Annotated in this window: 29 protein-coding genes, 1 tRNA gene and 1 other RNA gene; 12 read left to right on the forward strand and 19 right to left on the reverse strand. The window is 69.9% G+C overall.

All coding sequences use genetic code 11. The features are described 5' to 3' along the window. The first annotated feature begins 13 nt into the window (after nt 1–13). The gene (locus tag QM720_RS13800; RefSeq protein ID WP_415127458.1) at nt 14–211 is read left to right on the forward strand and encodes a hypothetical protein; all 198 of its coding nucleotides are present in this window, start codon (nt 14–16) and stop codon (nt 209–211) included. A gap of 103 nt (nt 212–314) precedes the next feature. Here QM720_RS13800 and QM720_RS13805 read toward each other — a convergent pair whose 3' ends face one another. The 3 genes from QM720_RS13805 to QM720_RS13815 all read right to left on the reverse strand — a co-directional run bounded on the left by QM720_RS13805 (nt 315) and on the right by QM720_RS13815 (nt 1,536). After that, nucleotides 315–821 carry a hypothetical protein gene (locus tag QM720_RS13805; RefSeq protein WP_415127460.1) on the reverse strand — a complete coding sequence of 169 codons (507 nt, stop codon included), beginning with the start codon at nt 819–821 and terminating at the stop codon, nt 315–317. A gap of 173 nt (nt 822–994) precedes the next feature. Continuing rightward, a complete protein-coding gene (locus QM720_RS13810) occupies nt 995–1,393 on the reverse strand; it encodes a PIN domain-containing protein (protein ID WP_415127462.1) in 399 nt (132 codons plus the stop codon). After that, complete coding sequence (locus tag QM720_RS13815) at nt 1,390–1,536, reverse strand: hypothetical protein (RefSeq protein WP_415127464.1); 147 nt, start codon at nt 1,534–1,536, stop codon at nt 1,390–1,392. Before QM720_RS13815 ends, QM720_RS13810 begins: the two co-directional genes overlap by 4 nt. Nucleotides 1,537–1,741: 205 nt before the next feature. On the opposite strand from QM720_RS13815, the gene QM720_RS13820 reads away from it, so the two are divergent. Together QM720_RS13820 and QM720_RS13825 are read left to right on the forward strand one after the other, a co-directional pair. Next, nucleotides 1,742–2,260: a hypothetical protein gene (locus QM720_RS13820; protein WP_415127466.1), complete on the forward strand. Its 519-nt coding sequence runs from the start codon at nt 1,742–1,744 to the stop codon at nt 2,258–2,260. Then, nucleotides 2,254–2,994, forward strand: a complete 741-nt coding sequence (locus QM720_RS13825; RefSeq protein ID WP_415127468.1) for a hypothetical protein — start codon at nt 2,254–2,256, stop codon at nt 2,992–2,994. The genes QM720_RS13820 and QM720_RS13825 overlap by 7 nt, the downstream gene beginning before the upstream one ends. Nucleotides 2,995–3,084: 90 nt before the next feature. On the opposite strand, the gene QM720_RS13830 is transcribed toward QM720_RS13825, so the two are convergent. The 3 genes from QM720_RS13830 to QM720_RS13840 are packed head-to-tail and all read right to left on the reverse strand — an operon-like array spanning nt 3,085 to nt 5,685. Then, on the reverse strand, nt 3,085–4,269 hold the full coding sequence (locus QM720_RS13830) for an acetyl-CoA C-acetyltransferase (protein WP_415127470.1): 1,185 nt from the start codon (nt 4,267–4,269) through the stop codon (nt 3,085–3,087). 11 nt (nt 4,270–4,280) lie between these two features. After that, nucleotides 4,281–4,916, reverse strand: a complete 636-nt coding sequence (locus QM720_RS13835) for a 3-oxoacid CoA-transferase subunit B (protein ID WP_415127472.1) — start codon at nt 4,914–4,916, stop codon at nt 4,281–4,283. A 1-nt stretch (nt 4,917) separates the two neighbouring features. Next, nucleotides 4,918–5,685, reverse strand: coding sequence for a CoA transferase subunit A (locus QM720_RS13840; protein ID WP_415127474.1), 768 nt, complete (start codon nt 5,683–5,685; stop codon nt 4,918–4,920). 106 nt (nt 5,686–5,791) lie between these two features. On the opposite strand from QM720_RS13840, the gene QM720_RS13845 reads away from it, so the two are divergent. Further along, nucleotides 5,792–6,586 carry an IclR family transcriptional regulator gene (locus QM720_RS13845; RefSeq protein WP_415127476.1) on the forward strand — a complete coding sequence of 265 codons (795 nt, stop codon included), beginning with the start codon at nt 5,792–5,794 and terminating at the stop codon, nt 6,584–6,586. A 69-nt stretch (nt 6,587–6,655) separates the two neighbouring features. On the opposite strand, the gene QM720_RS13850 is transcribed toward QM720_RS13845, so the two are convergent. The 4 genes from QM720_RS13850 to QM720_RS13865 form a co-directional block, all read right to left on the reverse strand. Beyond that, complete coding sequence (locus QM720_RS13850) at nt 6,656–7,003, reverse strand: type II toxin-antitoxin system PemK/MazF family toxin (RefSeq protein ID WP_415127478.1); 348 nt, start codon at nt 7,001–7,003, stop codon at nt 6,656–6,658. Beyond that, entirely contained in the window at nt 6,997–7,239 is a 243-nt protein-coding gene (locus tag QM720_RS13855; protein ID WP_415127480.1) for a CopG family transcriptional regulator, read from the reverse strand. Before QM720_RS13855 ends, QM720_RS13850 begins: the two co-directional genes overlap by 7 nt. 61 nt (nt 7,240–7,300) lie before the next feature. Further along, entirely contained in the window at nt 7,301–8,188 is an 888-nt protein-coding gene (locus QM720_RS13860) for an alpha/beta fold hydrolase (RefSeq protein ID WP_415127482.1), read from the reverse strand. Next, nucleotides 8,185–8,937: a 3-hydroxybutyrate dehydrogenase gene (locus QM720_RS13865; RefSeq protein ID WP_415127484.1), complete on the reverse strand. Its 753-nt coding sequence runs from the start codon at nt 8,935–8,937 to the stop codon at nt 8,185–8,187. The genes QM720_RS13860 and QM720_RS13865 overlap by 4 nt, the downstream gene beginning before the upstream one ends. A 152-nt stretch (nt 8,938–9,089) precedes the next feature. Between QM720_RS13865 and QM720_RS13870 the strand changes: the two genes are divergently transcribed. After that, entirely contained in the window at nt 9,090–9,527 is a 438-nt protein-coding gene (locus tag QM720_RS13870) for a MarR family winged helix-turn-helix transcriptional regulator (RefSeq protein ID WP_415127486.1), read from the forward strand. Next, the gene (locus QM720_RS13875; protein WP_415127488.1) at nt 9,524–10,756 is read left to right on the forward strand and encodes an MFS transporter; all 1,233 of its coding nucleotides are present in this window, start codon (nt 9,524–9,526) and stop codon (nt 10,754–10,756) included. The genes QM720_RS13870 and QM720_RS13875 overlap by 4 nt, the downstream gene beginning before the upstream one ends. 72 nt (nt 10,757–10,828) lie before the next feature. On the opposite strand, the gene QM720_RS13880 is transcribed toward QM720_RS13875, so the two are convergent. Beyond that, on the reverse strand, nt 10,829–11,665 hold the full coding sequence (locus tag QM720_RS13880; RefSeq protein ID WP_415127490.1) for an SDR family oxidoreductase: 837 nt from the start codon (nt 11,663–11,665) through the stop codon (nt 10,829–10,831). 142 nt (nt 11,666–11,807) lie between these two features. Here QM720_RS13880 and QM720_RS13885 point away from each other — a divergent pair, with 142 nt between their 5' ends. Continuing rightward, nucleotides 11,808–12,389 carry a TetR/AcrR family transcriptional regulator gene (locus QM720_RS13885; RefSeq protein ID WP_415127492.1) on the forward strand — a complete coding sequence of 194 codons (582 nt, stop codon included), beginning with the start codon at nt 11,808–11,810 and terminating at the stop codon, nt 12,387–12,389. A 750-nt stretch (nt 12,390–13,139) separates the two neighbouring features. Here QM720_RS13885 and QM720_RS13890 read toward each other — a convergent pair. After that, a tRNA-Lys gene (locus QM720_RS13890) sits at nt 13,140–13,212 on the reverse strand. Nucleotides 13,213–13,303: 91 nt separating this feature from the next. Here QM720_RS13890 and QM720_RS13895 point away from each other — a divergent pair. The 3 genes from QM720_RS13895 (at nt 13,304) to QM720_RS13905 (ending at nt 16,140) form a co-directional block, all read left to right on the forward strand. Beyond that, the gene (locus QM720_RS13895) at nt 13,304–14,152 is read left to right on the forward strand and encodes an inositol monophosphatase family protein (RefSeq protein ID WP_415127494.1); all 849 of its coding nucleotides are present in this window, start codon (nt 13,304–13,306) and stop codon (nt 14,150–14,152) included. After that, nucleotides 14,149–14,721 (forward strand): nitrate ABC transporter substrate-binding protein, encoded by a 573-nt coding sequence (locus QM720_RS13900; RefSeq protein ID WP_415127496.1) that lies wholly within the window; start codon nt 14,149–14,151, stop codon nt 14,719–14,721. Before QM720_RS13895 ends, QM720_RS13900 begins: the two co-directional genes overlap by 4 nt. Nucleotides 14,722–14,814: 93 nt before the next feature. Next, nucleotides 14,815–16,140 carry a flavin monoamine oxidase family protein gene (locus tag QM720_RS13905; protein ID WP_415127498.1) on the forward strand — a complete coding sequence of 442 codons (1,326 nt, stop codon included), beginning with the start codon at nt 14,815–14,817 and terminating at the stop codon, nt 16,138–16,140. A gap of 6 nt (nt 16,141–16,146) precedes the next feature. Here QM720_RS13905 and QM720_RS13910 read toward each other — a convergent pair whose 3' ends face one another. Together QM720_RS13910 and ssrA are read right to left on the reverse strand one after the other, a co-directional pair. Continuing rightward, nucleotides 16,147–17,028 (reverse strand): metal-dependent hydrolase, encoded by an 882-nt coding sequence (locus QM720_RS13910; protein ID WP_415127499.1) that lies wholly within the window; start codon nt 17,026–17,028, stop codon nt 16,147–16,149. Between the two features lie 219 nt (nt 17,029–17,247). Next, nucleotides 17,248–17,616, reverse strand: a transfer-messenger RNA (tmRNA) gene (ssrA, locus tag QM720_RS13915). 84 nt (nt 17,617–17,700) lie between these two features. Here ssrA and QM720_RS13920 point away from each other — a divergent pair. Beyond that, a complete protein-coding gene (locus QM720_RS13920) occupies nt 17,701–18,366 on the forward strand; it encodes an SIMPL domain-containing protein (RefSeq protein ID WP_415127501.1) in 666 nt (221 codons plus the stop codon). A 116-nt stretch (nt 18,367–18,482) separates the two neighbouring features. Here QM720_RS13920 and smpB read toward each other — a convergent pair whose 3' ends face one another. From smpB to QM720_RS13940, 4 genes are all read right to left on the reverse strand, one after another. Continuing rightward, nucleotides 18,483–18,959: an SsrA-binding protein SmpB gene (smpB, locus tag QM720_RS13925; protein ID WP_415127503.1), complete on the reverse strand. Its 477-nt coding sequence runs from the start codon at nt 18,957–18,959 to the stop codon at nt 18,483–18,485. Nucleotides 18,960–19,049: 90 nt separating this feature from the next. Further along, the gene (gene ftsX, locus QM720_RS13930; RefSeq protein WP_415127505.1) at nt 19,050–19,964 is read right to left on the reverse strand and encodes a permease-like cell division protein FtsX; all 915 of its coding nucleotides are present in this window, start codon (nt 19,962–19,964) and stop codon (nt 19,050–19,052) included. Beyond that, nucleotides 19,961–20,968, reverse strand: a complete 1,008-nt coding sequence (ftsE, locus tag QM720_RS13935; protein WP_415127507.1) for a cell division ATP-binding protein FtsE — start codon at nt 20,966–20,968, stop codon at nt 19,961–19,963. Before ftsE ends, ftsX begins: the two co-directional genes overlap by 4 nt. 69 nt (nt 20,969–21,037) lie before the next feature. Next, a complete protein-coding gene (locus QM720_RS13940; RefSeq protein ID WP_415127509.1) occupies nt 21,038–21,295 on the reverse strand; it encodes a helix-turn-helix domain-containing protein in 258 nt (85 codons plus the stop codon). A gap of 118 nt (nt 21,296–21,413) precedes the next feature. Between QM720_RS13940 and QM720_RS13945 the strand changes: the two genes are divergently transcribed. Then, on the forward strand, nt 21,414–22,157 hold the full coding sequence (locus QM720_RS13945) for a DUF5067 domain-containing protein (RefSeq protein ID WP_415127511.1): 744 nt from the start codon (nt 21,414–21,416) through the stop codon (nt 22,155–22,157). Between the two features lie 503 nt (nt 22,158–22,660). Here QM720_RS13945 and prfB read toward each other — a convergent pair. Then, nucleotides 22,661–23,770, reverse strand: coding sequence for a peptide chain release factor 2 (prfB, locus tag QM720_RS13950; RefSeq protein ID WP_415127513.1), 1,110 nt, complete (start codon nt 23,768–23,770; stop codon nt 22,661–22,663). Between the last annotated feature and the right edge of the window lie 49 nt (nt 23,771–23,819).

A 23,819-nucleotide genomic window follows, 5' to 3' on the forward strand; every position in this document is an offset into this window, starting at 1 on the left:
CTAACGTGGTGGCATGCGCAAGTACCTGTTCGGGACCGGGATCATCACCGCCGTGACGAGCGGGCTGGCCCTGCTGCGTGAGACGCGCGGCGGCGTGCCGCTCACCTGGCGGCAGGCGCTGCTGTGGGTGAGCTGGGGCATCACGTTCGCGTTCGCGATCGGTGCGATCGTCGACGTGCGCCGCAACGAGCGCGGCTCGCTCAGCGAGTAGGAACTCGCGCCGGCAATCGGGCATCCCGCGACGAACTCCCAGAGGTCGCGCAGACACGAGGACGCCGCACGGTGGCGGAACCCACCGTGCGGCGTCCTGTCGGTCACTGCGCGCAGAGAGTGGTGAGGGCCGTGTACGAGTCCTGGAAGTCGGTCGTGGCCGAGGTCAGATCGGTCACCGCGCTGGTGTCACCGTCGAGGTAGATCTTCGAGATCGCGTCTCGCATGGTCGTGATGTCTCCGAGCACCGCGCTGACGGCGGCCTTGACCTCGGTGTTGGTCGCCGAAGCCTCGACCGTGCTGAACGCGTCGACCAGAGCGGTCCATGCGTCGACGGCAGACTGCGGGTCGGTCGCCGCTGTTGCCAGACCGGCCATCGTCTCCGAGGCTTCCTGAAGCGGTGCGGCGATCTCCAGGCAGGCATCGGTCACCGACTGCTCCCCGCTCGCATCGCCGGAGTCGCCGTCCGTGGCCGGCGCAGACGTCTCCGCCGTCGGGCTCGTCGGGGTCGCGGATACGGCGTCGGACGCGTTGCCGGACGTGCCTGAGCACGCGGTCACGCCGAACATGGCGACGGCGGCGATCGTGACGGCGGCGAAGTGGCGGTTCATATGGTGATCCTTTCGGGGCTCACGGAACCGTCGCAAGGGCTGCGACTGAGTACAAGTTCCGGTAAAGAACGTACGGCATCTCGTGCTGCGCGCCGCCCGGCGCCGCGGCATCTTCCGCCGTCGGCGTGCCGACGCCGGTATGACGTACGAACTGCTCGCCGACGTGTGGGCGATCAGCGCCGCGCGCCGAGGTCGCCGCCCGCCGGGCGGATCTGTTCGATCGGCGCTTCGCCACCCCAGGCCGTATCAGCGGTGAGCACCGTTGCGCCGAGGCGTGTGCCGAGCGCAAGGCACAAGCGGTCAGCGAGCGATAGGCCGGATCCCGCTCGCCATGTGGCGGCAGCATGTTCCGCGTCGGCGCGCGTGACAGGCTCGATCACGAGCCCGTAGCTCTCCAGCAGGGCGCGCGACACCGGCCAGCCATCCCCGTGCAAACGCACCTTCTGGGCGACCTCCGACCAATTCGCTGCACCGATCACCGCGCCATCGTCGAGGGCGACTTCGACCCGCTCCGCACCCGGCTCGTCCCGGAGGAATGCCAGCACCGCCGACGCGTCGACAACGACACTCACGCGGCGTCCTCGCGACGGGCCGCTGCTCGCCGATCGGCGAGCAGCTCGTCCACCAGGTGCGCACCGGCAAGCCGCTGCTTCACGATGGCGCGCGCCTGCGCCCGCGACGCGACGACGACTCCGCTCTCGGTTTCGATGAACACGAGTGGCGTGCCCTGCTCCCAATGCTGGCTCTCTCTGAGCGGCGCGGGTATGACGAGCCGTCCCCGGTCTCCCAACACGGCTACATGAGTGGTATCCACTACCCCACAGTACCACCTGACTCACGACGGTGGGAGTTCCCGAGCATCAGAATCCGGCCTGTGGATAACCTCAGCGGGCGCGGGATGCCGCGGCTACCGTGGAGGCATGACGCGACGGATGCGGGGCACGGCGGCGATCCTCGCCGCCGCGGCGCTGTGCGCCCTGCTCGCCGGATGCGCGCCGGAGCCCGCACCGACCCCCACCCCGACCGGCTTCGCATCGGAGGAGGAGGCGTTCGCCGCCGCCGAGGCGACGTATCGCGCGTACGTGGATGCGGTAAATGCGCGCCGAACCGACGCTGACTCACAACCTGCGCCCAACGACTTCTTGTCCGGATCCGCTTTGCAAGACAGCATCGATGGCGCCGGTCTACTCGAAGATGCGGGCCGGCACATTGTCGGGGCCACTGAGGCGAAATCCATTGAACGGATTGCAGCCTCTCAGTCCAGCGCCACCCTCGCCGTATGCGTTGATTCCTCGCAGACTAGAGTGCTCGATTCACACGGTGCCGATGTGACGCCAACAGACCGGGCTGAGACATTCTTACTGCGCGTCGAAGTCGTCTATGCAGTTCCACAACCACTGATTCTTCGATCCGATCCGGACGGTGACGGGTCATGCTGACTGCAGTTCTACTCCTGATGGCGCTGGCGCCACTCCAATCGGGATGCTCAATTGACGTCGTCAATGCTGGGCTGTGCTCGGTCACGAACACGGGTACGACGGTCGACATCACGCAGACGCAGCCGGGCGGCGGGTCTGACGGCGACACCGACACCGACACGTCGGACCAGACCGACACGTTCCAACGTCCATCCGATGAGGAGTGCGCGGCCGAACCGCTGCGGTACGGCTGCACCCCGCTGCTCGCGTCCGTCTTCCCCAAACTCACCGACGTCGCCTCGTTCGCCCCCGCAGCCCTCACCATCACCGGCGAACCCGGCGGGTTCGGCGTCGTCGGCATGCCCGTCAACTTCGTCGTCGACGCCACCGTCCAAGAAACCACCGGCGAACTGTTCGACCTGCCCGTCACGGTGCGATTCACCCCCGCATCCATCGTCTGGGACTACGGCGACGGCACCACCCGCGAAACCAGCGGCGGCGGCCGCACCTGGGAACAGCTCGGACTCCCCCAATTCAGCGCCACCGCCACCGGCCACGCATATGCCGCGCGCGGCACGTACACCGCGTCGGCGATCGTCCGCTACTCCGCACAGGTGAACTTCGGCACCGGCTGGATCAACGTCCCCGGACTACTCGAGATCCCGACCACGACAAGCCCCATCCACGTGGTCGAAGTCCGCACCGCACTGGTCGACCTCACCTGCCTGGAAAACCCCACCGGCCCAGGCTGCTGACCGCACCGCCATATGGCTCGTCGCACTCGACGGGCCGACTCCGCCTTGCAGGTCACGCCGACAGGCGGGTGTCACGAGACACCAGCGTCATCAGCGGGTGACGATCAGCGCCTCGCCCTGGCCGCCGCCACCGCACAGTCCCACGGCCGCCGTGCCGGAGCCGCGGCGGACGAGCTCGTGCACGGCGTGCACGACGAGCCTCGCGCCGGACGCACCGATCGGGTGCCCGATCGCGATGCCGCCGCCGTGGATGTTGACGACGTCCTCCGACAGGCCCAACTCCGTCTGCGAACGGGATACGACGGCGCCGAACGCCTCGTTGATCTCGACGAGATCGAGATCGGATGCCGCGAGCCCCGCCCGCCCCAGCGCCTGCGCGATCGCCCGCGCCGGCTGCGCGTGCAGCGAGTTGTCGGGGCCGGCGACCTGACCGGCCGCGCCGACGGCGGCCAGCACCGGCCAGCCGTTCTCGTCGGCGTGCGCGCGCGTCGTGAGCACGACGGCGGCGGCGCCGTCGGAGATCTGCGACGCGTTGCCGGCCGTGAGCGTCCCGTCTTTCGCGAACGCGGGGCGGAGCCCCGCGAGCGACTCCTCCGTCGTGTCGGGGCGCACACCCTCGTCGCGGGTCACCCGGACCGGTTCCCCCCTGCGCTGGGGCACCTCGACGGCGACGATCTCGGCGTCGAAGACGCCGGCATCCTGCGCGGCGGCGGCGCGCTGGTGCGACAGCGCCGCGACGCGGTCTTGCGCTTCGCGCGTGACCTCATACGTCGGATTGAGCCGCTCGGTCGAGGCGCCCATGCTCTCGCGGTCGTAGGCGTCGGTCAGGCCGTCGTAGGCCATGTGATCGAGCACCTCGACCGACCCGTACGTCCAGCCCTCGCGCGAGCCCATCAGCAGGTGCGGCGCGCGGGTCATCGACTCCATGCCGCCGGCCACGACGACGGTCGCGTCGCCCGAGGCGATCATCCGTTTCGCGTCGATGATGGCCGACAGGCCCGACAGGCACACCTTGTTGACCGAGGATGCCGGCACGTCCCACCCCAGGCCCGCGGCGATCGACGCTTGGCGGGCCGGGTTCTGGCCGGAGCCCGCGGGCAGCACCTGGCCCATGATGACGGCATCGACGGCATCCGCGGGGATGCCACCCTGGGCGACGGCGCCCGCGATCGCGAACCCGCCCAGCTGCGGCGCGGTGAACGATGCCAGCTGGCCCTTCAGCCGGCCCTGCGGCGTGCGCGCGGCCGCCACGATGACGATGTCGTCGGTGCCCATGGTGTTCTCCTTCAGGCGGGGATGATCAGTGCGGGCTCGGTCGCGGCGACGACCTCGTCCACCGTGACACCGGGCGCGGTCTCGACGAGCACGAGCCCGGCATCCGTCACGTCGATGACGGCGAGGTCGGTGATGATGCGATCGACGACGCCGCGGCCGGTCAGCGGCAGCGAGCATTCGCCCACGATCTTCGCGGTGCCGTCTTTCGCGACGTGCTCCATGAGCACGATGACGCGCTCGGCGCCGTGGACGAGGTCCATCGCCCCGCCGGGGCCCTTGACCATCTTGCCGGGGATCATCCAGTTGGCGAGGTCTCCGGCGGCCGACACCTGCATCGCCCCGAGGATCGCCGCGTCGATCTTGCCGCCGCGGATCATGCCGAAACTCGTCGCCGAATCGAAGAACGCCGAGCCGGGAAGGACGGTGACGGTCTCTTTGCCGGCGTTGATGAGGTCGGGGTCGACGGCGTCCTCGGTCGGGTACGGGCCGACGCCGAGGATGCCGTTCTCGGACTGCAGCACGACCGTGACGCCCTCGGGCACGTAGTTCGGCACGAGCGTCGGCAGGCCGATGCCGAGGTTGACGTACGAGCCGTCGGTCAGCTCGGCGGCGGCGCGGGCCGCCATCTCGGTGCGAGAGAGTGCCATGTCAGGCCTCCTTCACGGTGCGGCGCTCGATGCGCTTGTCGATGCCGGTGCCGACCTCGATGATGCGGTGCACGTAGACGCCGGGCAGATGCACGCCGTCGGGGTCGAGCTCGCCCGGTTCGACGAGTTCTTCGACCTGTGCGATGCAGACCCTGCCCGCCATGGCGGCGAGCGGGTTGAAGTTGCGGGCCGCCTTGTTGAAGACGAGGTTGCCGTGGCGGTCGCCGCGGAGGGCGTGGACGAGGGCGAAGTCGGTGACGATGGCCTCTTCCAGCACGTACTCGCGCGCGGTGCCGTCGGGGGCGAATGTGCGGGTGTCCTTGCGGGGCGAGGCGACCGCGATGCTGCCGTCGGCGGCGTACCGTCGCGGCAGCCCGCCGCCCGCGACCTGGGTGCCGACGCCGGTCTGCGTGTAGAACGCCGCGATGCCCGATCCCCCGGCCCGCAGCTTCTCGGCGAGCGTGCCCTGCGGGGTGAGCTCGAGCTCGAGCTCGCCGGAGAGGAACTGCCGCTCGAACTCCTTGTTCTCGCCCACGTACGACGAGGTCATCTTGCGAATGCGCTTCGCGTTCAGCAGCACCCCGAGGCCCCAGTCGTCGACGCCGCAGTTGTTGCTCACGATGCTCAGATCCCGCGTGCCCTGTGCCAGCAGCGCCTCGATCAGGGCGATCGGGTTGCCCGAGAGCCCGAACCCGCCGACGGCGAGCGCGGCGCCGTCGGGGATGTCGGCCACCGCTGCGGCGGCCGACGGGTACGTCTTGTCGATCACGTGTCACTCCCTCGTGCTGCGTCCTGCCTCCATCCTGCGCGGGAGTCGGCTCACCCGCATCCCCGACGCTTGCGATGTGGAGCAATCCGCGTCTAGTGTCCACATCATGGACGTGCAGCGTTCGCGGTCGGTGCCGGGAGCCCAGTCGATCGCGCGCGCCGCGGCGCTGCTGCGGCTCATCACGAGCGCCGGCGACGAGGGGCTCGGCGTCGCCGACCTCGCCCGCCGCGCCGAGCTCACCCGCCCCACGACGCATCGCCTCCTGACGGCGCTGCGCCACGAGGGGCTCGTCGACCAGGACGACCGCACGGGGCGATGGATGCCGGGGCCCGAACTGTTCCTCATGGGCTCGGTGGCGGCATCCCGCTACGACATCACCGCGATCGCCCGCGACATCGTGCGCTCGCTGGCCGTGCGCACCGAGGAAAGCGCGTTCCTCTCGGTGCGCCGCGGCGACGAGACGGTGTGCCTGCTGCGCGACGAAGGCGCCTTCCCGATCCGGTCGTTCGTGCTCGCCGAGGGCGTGCGGTTCCCCCTCGGCGTGGCCTCGGCAGGGCTCGCGATCCTGTCGTTCCTACCGCCTCACGATGTGGACGCCTACTTCGAGCGCCACCCGGAACTGCCGCAGGCGTGGGGTGCGCCGCACGCAGAGCGACGGCTGCGCACGCGGCTGGCCGACACCCAGTCGCGCGGCTACGCCGTGAACCCCGGCCTCATCGTCGAGGGCAGCTACGGCATGGGCGCCGCCGTGTTCGACCGCCAGGGGCACCCGCAGTGGGCGCTGAGCCTGACCGGCGTCGAGTTCCGCTTCGCGCCCGAGCGCATTCCCGAACTGGGCCGCACCCTCATGGCGCACGCGCACCAGCTCACGACGCGGGTCGCCGCGGGCACGCGCGGCTAGCTGAGAGAACGCCGCGAACCGGCGATGCCGCGTGCCGCGGGGGCATCCGTCCCTTGAATATCGATGGCGTCAGAGCCCGAGCGAGCGGCGGATGCCGTTGTCGATTTCGGCGAGCAGATAGGTTGGCACGCGGCCGATCGGGAATGGCTCGATGTACTCGCGGCTGACTGGCCCGACCTGGGCGACGATCGCGACCGAGTCTTTGTCGAGCCCGGTCGCTTCGACGGGCAAGCGCACATTGCCCGGGAACGCCTCGTGCGATGTGTTGGAGGTCAGCGGCACCACGACGACGGTGTTGAGGTTGGAAGCCAGCAGCCAGTCGGCTTGCACGACGATCGCCGGGCGAATCTTCGCGGGTTCGGAGCCTCGCGGTGAGCCGAAGTCGACCCACACGGCGTCGCCGCGAGCGATCACCACCGGGTACCCGCTTGCTGAACGCGTTCTGATTCGCGGACGAACAGATCGTCGGCCGGTTGCCCCGCACGCGCGAGCACGGCGTTGGCGACTGCCGTGAGTTCCGAGCCGCCCTCCAGCTGATCTGCAAAGCGCTCGGCGGCGAGCCGGTAGAACTCCGAGCGGTTCATGCCATGTGACGTCGCGACGCGTTCGAAGCGCTCGAAGTCACCATCCGGAAGTGAAATCGCGGTCTTCATGTGCTCAGTATAACCAGTCATACCGCCGTCCGTACGGGTACGTTCCGCGGAGGAGGGAACGTTATCGCCGTCGCACGAGCGCGGCGACCCGCTCGGCGCCGGCCGGCGACATGACGACCGAGTAGTGGTTCAGCCCGTCCCAGCGCTCGTGCGACACCGACGGATGCCGCGCCAGCAGCGCGGCGAGGTGCTCGGGCGGGTACAGCCCCGGCTCCTCGTCCTGCAGGCCGCGCGGCACCGTGACGAACTCGACCGGGTGCGCACCCGCGTCCAGCGCCGCGAGGGCGTCGATCAGCGCGGTGCCCCCGTTGAGGTCGACGGTGTCCTCCGCCGTCGTCGCGTAGCTCGTCGCCGGGCGCAGGACCCGGCCGTCGGGGACGAGGTCGTACGCGAAGTACCGCTCCAGCTCCGGCGCATGCGGGGCGGGAAAGGCGGGATGCGTGCGCCAGAACTCCAGGTACGCCGCGGTGTCGGCGAAGCGCAGCGACAGCCGGGCCGCCGTCGGCCCGAGAATCGCCGCCACGAGCTCGTCGGTCGACAGGCCCGGCGCAGCCGCGAGCGGCAGTCCGCCGTCGACGAGCACGAGGCGCCGCACGAGCGACGGATGCCGGTGCGCGAACACGACCGCCACGAACGCGCCCATCGAGTGCCCGACGACCACCGTGGGCCCGAGCCCCAGGAGGTCGAAGACGGCGGCGAGGTCGTCGGCGTGCGCGGCCATGCCGGCCGGGCCGGCGACCTCGGTGCTCCGCCCGCGGCCGCGCAGGTCGGGCGCGACGATGCGCACCTCGGGCAGGGCGTCGGCCAGCCACTGCCACGCCAGGTGCGACGAGGTCACGCCGTGGATCGCGACGATCGTGGGGGCACCGGCATCCGGCGCGTCCCAGAGGCCGACGCGCAGGTCTCCCCCGGCGACCGGCACGTCCAGGGTGCGGTAGCGCGCGCTCACCGCGCCGTCCAGCCGCCGTCGATCGTGTAGCTGGCGCCGGTGACCATGCCGGCCCGCTCCGACGCGAGCCACCCCGCGAGCGAGGCGACCTCGTCGGCCTCGACGAGGCGCTTGATCGCCGTCTCGGTGAGCATGATCTTCTCGACGACGTCGCTTTCCGGGATGCCGTGCACCTTCGCCTGGTCGGCGATCTGCTTCTCGACGAGGGGTGTGCGCACGTAGGCGGGGTTGATGCAGTTGCTCGTGACGCCGTGCGGGCCGCCCTCGAGCGCCGTTACCTTCGACAGGCCCTCCAGGGCGTGCTTGGCGGTCACGTACGCGACCTTGAACGCGCTCGCGCGCAGTCCGTGGGCGCTGGAGATGTTGATGACACGTCCCCAGCCGCGCTCGTACATGCCGGGCAGCACGGCCCGGATGAGCAGGAACGGCGACTCGACCATGAGCCGCTGCATGAACCGGAACCGCTCGACGTCGAACTCGGGGATCGGCGCGACGGTCTGGATGCCGGCGTTGTTCACGAGGATGTCGGCATCCAGCGACAACCCCTGCTGCGCCGCCGTGTCGGAAAGGTCGACGACCCACGCCTGGCCGCCGACCTCGGCTGCGACCGCCTCGGCCGCGTCGCCGCCGATGTCCGCGACGACGACGTGCGCGCCGCGCGACGCGAACTCGCGCACGCACGCGAGCCCGATGCCGCTCGCGCCGCCGGTGACGATGGCGCGCCTGCCCGCGAGGTCTTGTTCGGTCATCGGTCCTCCTGAACCTTGCCGCGGTCGTGCCGCGCCGCGCGCGCGTTGCGGATGAAGAGCATCATGCCGTCGATGACGGCCCGGCCCGATTCAGGTACTGTACTCCCGCGTCGGGCGCCACCGCATTCATGCCTGAGGTATATACTTGCGGTATGCAGCATCGAGATGACATTCTCCGGCTCATCGTCGGCGCACACGCACTCACCCGCGTCGTGTCGCTGGAGACGCGCAACGACGCCCCCGCGGCGCAGTGGCGCACCCTCGCGCTGCTGCGCGACCACGGCCCGCAGCGCGTCGGCGACCTCGCCACGCGCAGCCGCGTGACCCAGCCCGGCATGACGCGACTGGTCGCGCAGCTGGCCGAGGCCGGGTTCGTCGAGCGCACCTCCGATGCGGCCGACTCCCGTGCGACCGTCGTGTCGGCCACCGCGGAGGGCCTCGCCGCACTCGACGAGTGGATGCGGGTGCTCAGCGGCGCGCTGGCTCCGCACTTCGCCGACCTCGACGCCGACGACTGGGCCGCGATCGCGCGCGTCGCCGACATCATCGCCGCCCGCACGGGCGCCGAGACGCTGGAGCTCGCGCGATGAGCGCCGGCGGCACGAAGGGCGTCAACGTGTGGCGCCAGCCGGCGCAGGTGTGGGCCGTGGCCTTCGCGTGCGTCATCGCGTTCATGGGCATCGGCCTCGTCGATCCGATCCTTCCCGCCATCGCGGAGTCGCTGCAGGCGAGCCCCGTCGAAACCGAGATGCTGTTCACCAGCTACCTGTTCGTCACGGGCCTCGCGATGCTCGTCACGAGCTGGATCTCCTCGCGCATCGGCACGAAGGCGACGCTGCTCGCCGGCCTCGGGCTCATCGTCGTGTTCGCGCTGCTGTGTGCGCTCTCGGGCAGCGTCGACGCGGTCATCGGGTTCCGCGCCGGGTGGGGTCTGGGCAACGCCCTGTTCATCTCGACCGCCCTGGCCACGATCGTCGGCGCCGCCTCCGGCGGCAGCGCGGCGGCCATCATCCTCTACGAAGCCGCCCTGGGCCTCGGCATCGCCGTCGGGCCGCTGCTGGGCGGCATCCTCGGCGAGATCAGCTGGCGCGGACCGTTCTTCGGCGTCGTCGCCCTCATGGCGATCGCCTTCATCGCCGTCTCGGTGCTGCTGCGCGGCGGCGAGGCCAAGCCCGCGCCGGTGAAGCTGTCGGCGCCGTTCACCGCGATGCGCCAGTCGGCACTGCGCGTGCTCGCGATCGCGGCGCTGTTCTACAACATCGGGTTCTTCGTCCTGCTCGCGTTCTCGCCGTTCCCGCTCGGGTTCGGCGCGATGGGCATCGGGCTGACGTTCTTCGGCTGGGGCGTGGCGCTCGCGATCACGAGCGTGTGGGTCGCGCCGATTCTGCTGCGCCGGCTCACCCGCAGCGCCGCGATGCTCCTCGTCCTGCCGCTGCTGGCGGTCGACCTGCTCGTCGCCGCGGTCGTCGTGGACTCCCCCGCCGGACTCGTGACGTGCATCGTCGTCGGCGGCCTGCTGCTGGGGCTCATGAACACGATCCTCACCGAATCGGTCATGGAGGCGACCGACCTGCCGCGATCGGTCGCGTCGTCGTCGTACTCCGCCGTGCGATTCCTCGGCGGTGCGGCGGCCCCGCCGATCGCCGCCGCCCTGTGGCACGCCTTCAACGCCTCGGTCCCGTTCGTGTTCGCCGCGCTGTCGGTGCTCGTCGCGAGCCTGACGATCGTGCTCGGCCGGCGCGCGCTCGCGCGCATCGACGCCCACGAGGCGGATGCCGCCGAAGAGGCCTCGGCGATCCTCATCGGCGACGCGGCGTAGCACCGGCATCCATCGCCGGCCGGCGTGAACGAGTCCTCCGCGCCGCCCGCGCATGCCGCGCGACGCGCGGGCTCAACGCGTGGGCAACGGGACGCGGCCTGTGTGCACCCCGGCGACGTTGCCGCCGTCGACGAGCAGATCGATGCCGGTGATGTAGGTCGCCTGCGGTCCGACCAGGAACGTGACCGCGTCGGCGATGTCGCTCGGGGTGCCGATGCGTCCCGTGCCGGAGTTTTCCACCATGGCGCGCATGAACGCCCCCGACGGGCTGTTCAGCTCTTTCCTGCCCATCGCGGTGGAGATCACCCCGGGGCTGACGCTGTTGATGCGCGCGCCCTTGGCACCCCAGGTGGCGCTGGCCGCCTGCACCTGGAGACGATTGGCCAGCTTGGACTTCCCGTACGCCAGACCCGCGCTGCCGAGGGCTTCGGGACGGAAGAAGTCCAAGCCGAGCAGCTCCTCCGGCGTGCTGTCCCGGATGGCCCGCTCCTGCTCGGGGGTGAAGCCGGGCGAGATGTAGCTGGACGAGCTGGAGATGACGACGCCGGCGGCCCCCGGCGCCACGACCTCCGCGAACTCTTCCAGCACCAACGCGACGCCCAGCAGATCAACGCGCAGCACCGCTTCGATCGAAGCGTGCGCGGGCGAGACGCCCGCCGTGTCCACGACCGTGCGCACCGCCCCGCGCCCGGCGGCGAGGTGCGCGAGCTCGCGAACCGACTCCCGCGACGAGACGTCCACCTTCTGCGTCACGACGTCGAAGCCGTCCGTCGTCATCCGATCGGCGAGAGAGCTCAGCAGCTCTTCGTTGAAGTCGGCAAGCACGGTGAGGCGTCCCGGTGCGAGCCTGCGGGCGATGGTCTCCCCCATCCCCCCGACTCCGATGACGACGAGGACATCCTTGTCCATGACCACACTCCTTGCCTTCGTGCGCTGCCTTCGTGCGCGCGCACGATCACCATTCGATACGAGACGGTCGTCTCGATAACCGCGAGTCTACTCGCGATCGCGGCACCACCAGTCGAGGGCGGATGCCGGTAGCGTCGAACGGGTGAGCGCACAGCGACGGGGAAGGCCGCGACTGCCGGCGACGCAGCAGCGCGTCCTCGAGGCGGCGGCATCGCTCATTCGCGAATGCGGTATCAACGGCCTCACGATGACCGAGGTGGCGCGGACAGCCGGTGTCGGCAAACAGACCCTCTACCGGCGGTGGCCCTCCAAGCACGCACTTGCGGCCCAGTGCGTGCTGGACGGCATCCTGGTGGTCGACGCCGTCGTCCCGGTGGCAACCGGCGAGGTCACCGCCGATCTCAGGCGCTGGTGGGCACGCTCGGTGCAGGCGCTGGAAGACCCCGAGCAGGCGGCGATGTATCGCGCGTTGACGAGTGCGGCGGCGGCCGATCCTGCTGCCGCGCAGTTGCTCGCAGACCGGCTGAGCGACCCCATCGAAGCCGCACTGCGGCAGCTCCTGCGCGCCGGCATCGACGAAGGCGTGCTGCGTCGGGACTGCGACGTCGCCGCGGCGGCACGCCTGCTCGTGGATGCGCTCGCAAGCCAGCTCGCGCGCCCCGTTCCCGCCGGGAATGCATCGTCCGTGCTCGACATCATCCTCTGCGGCATCCGCGCCGTGTGAACAAGGCCTGAGCCGGGATCGGCGGGAAGCGCTCAGGGCGCACCGTCGACACACCCTCGACGCACCGTCGGCGCACCGTCGGCGCGATGTCGCCTCACGAGTTCGCGCCTCGTGTCGCCACACGCCCGCACGCGCCCACGCCCTGCTTCGCGCCGCGCACGAGACGCCGGGGCGCGACCGACTTGGCACGTTTCGGGCGCATCCCACCGTTTCGCCCCGAATACCGCCAACAACAACACGCCAGCGCGCAAGATGTCAGCGCACGACCGACTTGGCACGTTTCGGGCGCATCCCGGGAGATAGGCCCGGATTCCGCCAACAACGCACCAGCGCGCAAGACGCCGGCCCACGACCAACTTGGCACGTTTCGGGGCCATCCCGGGAAATGGGCCCGAATGCCGCCAACTCCGCACCAGTGCGCACGACGGACTTGGCGACTTTCGGGGGCATCCCACCGTTTCGGCCCGAATGCCGCCAACAACGCACCAGTGCGCACGACGCCGGCCCACGACGGACTTGGCACGTTTCGGGCGCATCCCGAGAGATAGGCCCGAATGCCGCCAACTCCGCACCAGCGCGCACGACGGACTTGGCGACTTTCGGGCGCATCCCACCGTTTCGCCCCGAATGCCGCCAACAACGCGCCGGCGCGCGGCGGCGCTGACCGGGACCGGGCCAGGGCCAGGGCCCGGCAGGGCCTCCGCAACGAAACAGCCCCTCGACCGGATGATCGAGGGGCTGCTCCCGTTGTGCACCCCCTGGGACTCGAACCCAGAACCCACTGATTAAGAGTCAGTTGCTCTGCCGATTGAGCTAGAGGTGCATGATCCGCCATGCGGCGAATCGAGGGTCAACGTTACCATCACGTTGCGCTCATTCGCGAATCGCACAGGGACGCCGCGTATCCTGTCGCTGTGACCTCCCCCGCCGCACCCGGTTCTTGGCGCGCGCCCTTCGACGGCGACCTCGGCGACGACCTGCAGCTCGCGCTGCGCCTGGCCGACGCGGCCGATGCCGTCGCGATGGCGCGGTTCGACGCGGCCGACCTCGACGTGCAGTTGAAGGCGGATGCGTCGCACGTGACCGAGGCCGATCTTGCGACCGAACGGGCGATCCGCGGCATCCTCTCCGCGGAGCGTCCCGCGGACGGCGTCTTCGGCGAGGAGTACGGCAGTTCGGGCGACAGCGCGCGGCAGTGGATCATCGACCCGATCGACGGGACGGCGAACTACCTCAAGGGCATCCCGATGTGGACGACCCTCATCGCACTCGTCGTCGACGGCGTCCCCCGGGTGGGCGTCGCGAGCCAACCGGCCATCGGCCGGCGGTGGTGGGCGGCATCCGGCCACGGCGCGTGGACGAACGCACCGGGCGGCCAGGCGCGGCGCCTGGCCGTCTCCGCCGTCGACCGGCTCGACCAGGCGAGCGTCAGCTTCCAGTCCGTCGCCCAGTGGGACGGCGTCGGGCGCTCGGGCGACCTGCTGCGGCTCACGCGCGCGGTGTGGCGCGATCGCGGCTACGGCGACGCCTGGCCGTACATGCTGCTGGCCGAGGGGCGGCTCGAGTTCGTCGCCGAGTTCGGCGTCAAGGAGTACGACATCGCCGCGCTCGTCCCGATCATCCACGAAGCCGGTGGCCGCTTCACCGACATCGACGGCGCCGACGACCTCGCCGCACGCTCCTCGCTGGCCACCAACGGCGTGCTGCACGACCGCTTCCTGTCCCTGCTGAACACCGCCCCCGACGAAGGCGAGTCCCGATGACCCTCTCCCCCCGCCTCACCGCGCCCGCCGCGCTCGCCCTCGCCGCCGTGCTGTTCACCGGATGCGGAGCGGCCGCCGACCCCACGCCCACCGAGACCGGAAACGCCTCGACGCCGACCGCCGCTGCGACCACGACGGCGGAGCCGACCGTGGCGCCGACGGTGGATGCCGCCGAGGTGACCTGCGAGTCGATCCTCGGCGACGACCTCCTCGCGCAGTTCGCCGCCCAGGGGTGGACCTTCAAGGAGGCGCCGCTCGTCGTCGGCGGCGTGACCACCGACGGCATCGAGTGCACGTGGGCGAACTACGACGTGCCCTCCGGCAACCTGATGATCTTCGGCTGGGGCCAGCTGACCGAAGCCGAGGCCGAGAAGGCGGCGCAGCAGCTGGAGTCGGAGGGGTGGAGCCGCGAGGATGCGGTCGACGGCTTCTACATCACCGAGGATCCGACCCAGGCGCTGACCACCGACGCCGAGGGGTACGGCATGACCTACCAGTTCGGCGACGGCTGGGTGACCGTGTCGGACGTCAAGGAGGGTCTGCTCCTCATCGTCCGCCCCGGCACCTGATCCCCCTCGCACCGCCTGATCCCCCTCGCACTCTGGGCGGCGCAGCGGTAGCGTCTCGAGAGCGGCGCGCGGCGCCGGGAAGAGGGTGGCGCGATGGAACGGTTCGAGGTGGTCGTCGTCGGCGCCGGCGTGGCGGGGCTGGCCGCGGCGCGGCTGCTGACCGATGCCGGGCGACGGGTCGTCGTGCTCGAGGCGCGGGAGCGGGTCGGCGGGCGGGTCTGGACCGACCGCACCGGCGAGCGCACCACCGACCTCGGCGCCTCGTGGATCCACGGCATCGACGACAGCGTCGTCGCCGCGGCGGCCGAGGCGTTCGGCATGCGAATGGTCGAGTTCACGGTCGGCGGCTATCAGCCCGACAGCCGCCCGATCGCGCACTATTCCCCGGACGGCATACGACTGGGCAACGCCGCCGCCCGCGCCTACGTCGCCGACATCCACACGGTCGACGCCACCCTGAAAGGCGTCATCGCGGCATCCGCCCCCGACGCGTCGTACCGCGATGTCACCGAGGCGGCGCTGGCAGCCCAGGGATGGGATGCCGACCGCGCGCAGCGCGTGCGGGAGTACCTCGAGCACCGCTCCGAGGAGCAGTACGGCGCGTGGATCGACGACCTCGCGGCGCACGGCCTCGACGACGACACCGTCGCCGGCGACGAGGTGGTCTTCCCCGACGGGTACGACCGGTTGCCCGCACACCTCGCCGACGGGCTGGACGTGCGGCTCGGACACGTCGTGACCGGGGTGGAGTGGGGGGCCGACGGCGTCGCCCTGACGACCGACCGCGGCGCGTTCGCCGCGGATGCCGCCGTCGTCACCGTTCCGGTCGGCGTGCTGCGCTCGGGCGGATTCACGTTCGAGCCGGCGCTGCCCGAACCCGTCGCCGGCGCCCTGTCGCGGCTGACGATGAACGCGTTCGAGAAGGTGTTCCTGCGGTTCGAGACGAAGTTCTGGGACGACGACGTGTACGCCATCCGCCAGCAGGGCCCCGAAGGCGCGTGGTGGCACTCCTGGTACGACCTGACGGCCCTGCACGGCGCACCCACCCTCCTGACCTTCGCGGCCGGCCCCGCGGCGCGCGCGATCCGCACGTGGACGGATGCCGAGGTCGCGGCATCCGTCCTGGAACAGCTGCGCCGCCTCTACGGCGACGGCGTCGCCGAGCCCACGCACGTCGACGTCACGCACTGGCAGGACGACCCGTTCTCGCGCGGTGCGTATGCCTACATGACCCTCGGGTCGACCACCGCCGACCACGACGACCTCGCGACGCCGGTCGGCGGCGTGCTGCACCTGGCCGGCGAGGCGACCTGGACCGACGACCCCGCCACGGTCACCGCCGCGCTGTGCTCCGGCCATCGCGCCGCCGAGAATGTGCTCGGCCGTGCGGTGCCGATCGCGCGCCTCTGGGAGCGGTGAGCGCGCTCAGCGCAGGCGGGCGGTCGTCGTCATCGTGAGTTCGCGGCCGCCCTCGACGTCGGCGACCGCGAGCGACGCGGTGATGCTCGCGAACTCGTTCAGGTCGCCGAGGTGCGTGCCCCCGCACGGGATGTCGGTGCGCCCGGATGCCAGCTCGCACACCCACCGTCGGCGTGCCGACAGCGACGAAGCTTCGCGCTCGATGCGGATCGCTCCCCCGCCGGCGATCCATTCGGCGAGCTGCGCGTCGATGCGGGCGGCGAGCTCGTCGGGCGCGTCGAGCGCGGTCGCGTCGAACCCCTTGCGGCGCAACGACGTGCCGATGCGATACGTGTCGACGGCGCCGAAGGGCGTGATGCGCGAGCGCTGGATCGCCAGCGCGTCGAACGCCGGGTGGCCGAGGGTGTCGGTCGGCGCGGGCTTGGTCCAGGCATCCGCGAGGGCCGCATCGAGGGCGAGCGAGGCGAGGTGGCAGGCCGTGTGTCCGGCCGACAGCGCCAGGCGGTGCGCCGCATCCACGTCGACGGTGACCGTGCTGCCGACCGCCGGCGGCGCGCCCTCGACGATGTGCGCGACGACAAACGTCCATCCTTCCGTGCCGTTTCGCACCGGCAGCTCGGCGCCGAGGAACAGGCGCCCGTCATGGATGCCGCCGGTCACGGCGTCGACGATGGGCAGCACCTCCGCGGCATCCGTCGTGAGCGTGCCGCGATCGGCGGGCTGGTCCGGCCACGCCGTGTCGACCGGATGGCACGCCGTCACATCGAGGATGACCGCGGCACGCCCGCCCTCCCCGGGTTCGACGTGCACGACGGTGCCCGTGGAACGCGTGGCCCCATCGGGGTAGGTGATGAGGGTGTCGATCGTCGGCAGCGTCACAGTGGTCATCCTTGCAGGGTCCCCGCTACCGACGTCGGGGTGGGGGCTCCCGCCGGTGGAGGCGGCGCCCCGAAAAACGGAAATGTCGCGAAATACGGATGCCGCGGGCACCACGCATCCGTTTTTCGCGGTTTCTCCGTTTTTCGCGGCGGGGAGTCGGGCGACAGAACGACCCTCAGCTCCGAGTGATCACGCAGAGATGGGAGCCTTCACAGTGTGACAGTGGCTCCGTGGAGCTGGGGGGAATCGAACCCCCGTCCAACGCTGGGATACCGCGTCTTCTCCGGGCGCATTCTGTGAGAGCGTTCTGCTCGGCTCCGACCTTTGTCACAGACACCTAAGTCGACGAGCCCAGCCTCAGAAGAGTCCCGCGTGACGTCGAGGCCCCGTCACGCGGCAAGATCCCTAGATGACGCCAGGATTCGTAGCGGGATCGCCTACGATCTGACGGACTTCAGGCTCGCTCAAGCGGCGAGGGCGAAGTCAGTGCGCTTTGCATTGGCACTTATAGGTTCGCAGAGGTCGTTTACGAGATAACCCTGCATCCTCGGCCCGCTTCCCGCGGCTTCGCAGACGCTGTCGAAACCGATCAGCCCCGTGACGCCTCGCGGCAACAAGCCACTGTCACACTGTGGAGTTATGCCCCGGCGCCGTCGGCACCAGAGCATTACAGTCTACATCATGAGCGACGTCATCATCACTGTCCGCGGCGAACACGAAGCGCGCATCGCGCCCGAACGGGCCGTCGCACACATCTCCGCCGCCCTCGATGGCCCCGACCGCGGCGGCGTCGTCGAGCGCATCGCCGCGCTGGCGTTCCCCGTGCGCGAAGACCTCGCCGCCCGCAAAGAGGCGGGCACCCTCGTCGACTGGTCGAGCCAGCGTGTCTCGGTGTGGGCCGACCGCCCGTGGAACAACGAGGGCAAGCAGCTCGGCCTCGTGCACCACGCATCCGTCGAGTTCACCGCCACCTTCACCGACTTCTTAGTGCTCTCCGACTGGCTGGGCGGCATCGCCGAACAGGACGGGCTGCAGGTCGGCACTGTCGAGTGGCAGCTCTCCCCCGAGACCCGCGCCCGAATCGAGCGCGAGGTCGCCGCCGCGGCCGTCGGCGTCGCCGTCGAACGCGCGACCGCATATGCCGCGGCGCTCGGGCTCACGACGGTGACGCCCCTGCAGGTCGCCGACCTCGGACTGCTCAGCGACGGCCGGGAGGCCGCGCCGGCTCCGCCCCTGTTCGCGAAGTCGATGATGGCGATGGATGCCGCCGGTTCCGCCGCCGTCGATTTCCGCCCCGACGACATCCGCCTCACCGCCGCGGTCGAGGCGCGCTTCGCCGCACGCTGACCCTGACCGCCGCACGAACTCCGCAGAATGTCGCCATCTCCGCATCCGAAATCGCGTTCGGCTGCGGACTTCGTGAGATTCTGCGGAGTTGGTGTGTGCGCGGTCGCGCGCAGGTCTCAGTCCCCCAGCCGGTTGCGACTGCGCATCGCGCGCTCGGCCTCGCGCTTGTCTTCGCGCTCGCGGATCGTCTGCCGCTTCTCGTACTCGCGCTTGCCCTTGGCCACCGCGATCTCGACCTTGGCCCGCCCGTCCGAGAAGTACAGCTTCAGCGGCACGAGCGTGTAGCCCCCGGCGGCGACGGCGTGCGAGAGCTTGACGATCTCGTCCTTGTGCAGCAGCAGCTTGCGCGTGCGCTTGGACGCGTGGTTGGTCCAGTGGCCCTGCGAGTACTCCGGGATGTGCACGGCGTCGAGGTACGCCTGCCCGCCGTCGATGTACGCATAGCCGTCCGAGAGGTTCGCGCGCCCCTGACGCAGCGACTTGACCTCGGTGCCGGTGAGCACGAGACCCGCCTCGTACGTCTTCTCGATGGCGTAGTCGTGGTGCGCGCGACGGTTGGTCGCGACGACCTTCTCCCCGCGTTCCCTGGGCATGGCGGCTCTCCTGAATCTGGACGCGTCCCTCGGTAGTCCGAAGGACGGATGCCGTGACACGGCAGCCCGCCAGTCTACCTCAGACGGAGGCTACGCGCGCAGCCAGCGCCGGATCGCGAACCCGGCGGACAGCGCCGCGAGCACGAGCCCGATGACGACGATGACGGGGATGACGAGGGCGGCATCCGACAGATCCACCCAGCTCGTGATGAACGTGACCCGATCGCGCAGGTACTGCCCCACTCCGAAGTGGACGCCGAGGATGATGGCGCCGCCGGCCAGCAGCGATCCGATGAACGCGGCGAACACGCCCTCGAGGATGAACGGCGTCTGGATGAACCGGTTCGACGCACCCACCAACCGCATGATCCCGACCTCGCGGCGCCGGGCATAGGCCGACAGCCGGATCGTCGTCGCGATCAGCAGCACCGCGGCGATGAGCATGAGCGCCGCGATTCCGACGGCGATGTAGGTCGCGACCGTCAGCGCCGAGAACAGCGGTTCGAGGTACTGCATCTGGTTCTTGACGCCCTCGACGCCGTCCATCCCGCTGAACGCCTCGGTGATCACCGCGGACTTGCCCGGGTCGACCAGGCCCACCCAGTACGTCTCGCCGAGCTGTTCCGGGGTGACGTAGTCCTTGTACTCGTCGCCGTAGAGGGCGATCAGGTTGTCGTACGCCTCCTGCGCCGACTCGAACCGCACGTCACGGACGATGTCGGCGAGCGCCGGGCTCTTCAGCCGCTCCGCGACCTCGTCGAGCTGGTCCTGCGTGGCGGCGCCGTCGGCACAGGTCGTCACGGTGGAGTCGTCGCGGCACATGACGATCGACACCTGCGCGCGGTCGACCCAGTAGTCGCGCATCTTGCCGATCTGCATCTGCATGAGCATCGCAGCGCCGACGAAGGTCAGCGACACGAAGGTGACGAGGACGACCGAGATGACCATGGATGCGTTGCGGCGCAGCCCGGTGAGCGCTTCCGCCAGGATCAGCCGCACCCTCATGAGGTCGGCCCCACTTCGTCGTCGCCACGGCGATCGTCGCCCAGGCCCAGCTTGCCGATGTCGAGTCCCGCGATGCCGAGGTCGCCGAGGTCGACGTCGGGCAGGTCGAGGGCGATCGGCCGCGTGACCGGCTTCGCCTCGGCCGCCGGGACCTGGGTGAGCGCGGGGTCGGCATCCGTCGCCTCCGACGTGCGGGAAGCGAGCGGCACCGGCTCGACCGGCGATTCGGCGATCTCGCGCTGCAGTTCGTGAACGGCCGTCAGCGCCGCGGTCGCCGCCGCTCCCCGCTCGGCCTGCGGCGCGAGACTCGGGATCGCGGAGGTGTCGCCGTAACCGCCGCGGCGGTCGTCGCGCACCATGACGCCGCCCCGTAGTTCGATGACGCGGCGTTTCATCTGGTCGACGAAGCCGGCCTCATGCGTGGCCATGACGACGGTCGTTCCGCCCGCGTTGATCCGCGCGAGCAGCTGCATGATGTCGGCGGATGTCGCCGGGTCGAGGTTGCCGGTGGGCTCGTCGGCGAGCAGCACCTGCGGCCGGTTGACGAGCGCGCGGGCGATCGCGACACGCTGCTGTTCGCCGCCGGAGAGCTCATGCGGGTAGCGCTTCTGCTTGCCGTCGAGGCCGACGAGGTCGAGCACCTCGGGCACCGCCTGCTGGATGAACGGCCGCGACGACCCGATGACCTGCAGCGTGAAGGCGACGTTCTGGAAGACGGTCTTGCCCGGCAGCAGCCGGAAGTCCTGGAACACCGCCCCGATGTGGCGCCGGAAGTACGGCACCTTGCGCGTGGAGAGGGTGCGCAGGTCGCGTCCGAGCACGACGACGCGCCCATCACTGGGGCTGTCCTCCCGCAGGATGAGGCGCAGGCACGACGACTTTCCCGATCCGGATGCGCCGACGAGGAAGAGGAACTCCCCGCGCTGCACCTCGAAGTCGACATCGCTGAGCGCCGGCTTACTCGTGCCGCGGTACTTCTTGGTGACGTGCTCGAACCGGATCATGACGCGTCGAGCCTAAGCGCGCCCGCGCCGGATGCCGGATGCGACACCCCGAGCCCCGGCATCCGTCCGTTACAGGCCCGCGCGGGCCAGCAACTGCGACACCTCGAGGCCGAGCACATCTGCCAACCCCGCCAGCGTTGAGAGCCGAGGATTGGACCGTCCCACGGCATCGCGCCGGCCCGACGCGCGACCACCCTCGATCAGCTGAACCTGGTTCTTGGTGACCCCCGCCTGGAATGCCAAGGATTCCTGCGACAGGCCGCGCTCCTCGCGCAGGCTACGCAATGCCGCGCCGAACCGGCGGGCTCTCGCATCATCCCAAGGCACCGTTCCATCGTGGAAACAAGGCCCGAGTAACTACACCCTATATATCCGGTCTGCTATATGATTCCCATGTGCCGTCTTGCGGCGCATCACACAGCAGCTTTTCAAAGGAGTACTCAACGTGTCCGAAATCACCCCGGTGGTGCCGCCAGTAGAGCCGGCGACTTCCCCGAAGTCGAAGCCTCATGTCCTGAGCATGATCGCCCTGGTCACCGCTGTGCTCGGGTTCCTCTTTGCGTGCATTCCGGGCGCCCTGATCGTGGGCTGGATCCTCCTTCCCATTGCGTTCGTGCTGTCACTCGTCGCGCTGTTCCTCAAGGGGAAGAAGTGGCCCGCGATCGTCGGCCTGATCCTCGCCGTCGTCGGCACGATCGTCGGATTCGTCGTATTCTTCGCGCTCGCGGCCGGCGCGGTCAACGATGCTCTTGACGATTCGAACCTCACCTCCCCCGGCGGCGGTGGCGGCGGCTCTGAGCCCGCGGCAACCGAGTCTGCGGCGCCGGACGAAAACCCGGACAACGGGTTCACGGTCACCATCGATGATGCGAGCCAGACGACGGACTACGAAGGCAAGCCGGTGCTGGTCGTGAACTACACCTTCGCAAACAACGGCGCCGAGGATGCCAGCTTCATGTTCACCGTGTCTGCCAAGGCATTCCAGAATGGCGTGGAACTCGACACCGCGATCGTCACCGATGACACATTCGACTCGAGCGCAGGCCTGAAGGACATCAAGCCGGGAGCTTCGATTTCGGTGCCCATGGCATATCTGCTGTCAGACACCAGTGAAGTCACGGTGGAAGTGAGCGAGCTCCTCAACTTCGATGGCACCATTGTCGCGAGCAAGGTCTTCAGCGTCCAGTAATCTCAGCGGCGCGCGGTTTCACGCACCCCCGCGGCTCGGATACGCCTTCCGGCGTCCGACCCACGGGGGCGTCGCGTCCTCGGCAGCCTTCGCCACGCTCATCCGCTCCACGCTTCGCGCCCACCCGTCACAAATCGGGGCCATCGAGCCGGATAGGCCGCATTTGCGACGGATGAGGCCGGTGTCATCGCTCGCATCCGTCACAAAACGGGGTCATCGAGCCGAATGGGCCCGGTTTGTGACAGATGGAACCGGGCCCGCACTCATCCGTCGCGAATCGTGGCCATCGAGCCGAATGGGTCGCATGTGCGACGGACGAAGCCGGCGTCGCAGCGGTCATCCGTCACAAAACCTGGCCACCCGACGGAATAGGGCGTGTTTGCGACGGACGAAGCGGGCGCCGCGGCCTCCGCGCTCATCCGTCGCGAATCGTGGCCATCCGGCGGGATAGACGCGGTTTGCGGCGGAGGAAGCCGGTGGATGAAGCCGACGCCCGGCCCGACTCAGTCGTCGTCTTTGCGCTTGCGCCAGCGGATGCCGGCGGCGATCAGCCCGTCGAGGTCGCCGTCGAACACCACCGCGGGGTTGCCGACCTCGTAGCCGGTGCGGAGGTCCTTCACGAGCTGCTGGCCGTAGAGGAAGTACGAGCGCATCTGGTCGCCCCAGCTCGCGGTGATGGTGCCGGCGAGCTCCTTCTTCTTCGCCGCCTCCTCCTCGCGCTTGAGCAGCAGGAGGCGGGTCTGCAGCACGCGCATGGCGGCGGCGCGGTTCTGGATCTGGCTCTTCTCGTTCTGCATCGATACGACCAGGCCCGTCGGCAGGTGCGTGATGCGCACGGCGGAGTCGGTCGTGTTGACCGACTGACCGCCGGGGCCGGACGAGCGGAACACGTCGACGCGGATGTCGCCCTCGGGGATGTCGACCTCGACGGCCTCTTCCATCACCGGGATGACCTCGACGGCCGCGAACGACGTCTGGCGCTTGTCGGCGCCGCCGAACGGGCTGATGCGGGCGAGACGGTGCGTGCCGGCCTCGACCGACAGCGTGCCGTACGCGTACGGCGCGTCGACCTCGAACGTTGCGGACTTGATGCCGGCGCCCTCCGCGTAGGAGGTGTCCATGACCTTGACGGGATACTTGTGACGCTCGGCCCAGCGCAGGTACATGCGCAGCAGCATCTCGGCGAAGTCGGTGGCGTCGTCGCCGCCGGCGCCCGAGCGGATCGTCACGACGGCCGAACGCTCGTCGTACTCGCCGTCGAGCAGGGTCTGCACTTCGAGCGCCCCGATGACGTCCTGCAGCTGCGCGACCTCGGCGCGCGCCTCGGCGGCGGTGTCCTCGTCGTCCATCTCGTGCGCGAGCTCGATGAGCACGTCGAGGTCGTCGAGCCGCTGCCCGACGTCGGTGACGCGCTTGAGCTCGGCCTGGCGGTGGCTCAGCGCGCTCGTGACCTTCTGCGCCTTCTCGACGTCGTCCCACAGGTCGGGAGCGCCGGCCTCTTCGGACAGGCGCTCGATCTCGGCCCGCAGGGCATCGACATCGACCACCGCCTCGATGTCGGAGAAGGTGGAGCGCAGGGCCTGGATGTCGGCGGACGGATCGAATTCAAGCATGACACTCCAGACTAACGTGAAGAGGGTGACGAACGAGCCGACCGAACCC

The organism is Microbacterium sp. (assembly GCF_047602155.1).
Taxonomy (GTDB): Bacteria; Actinomycetota; Actinomycetes; order Actinomycetales; family Microbacteriaceae; genus Microbacterium.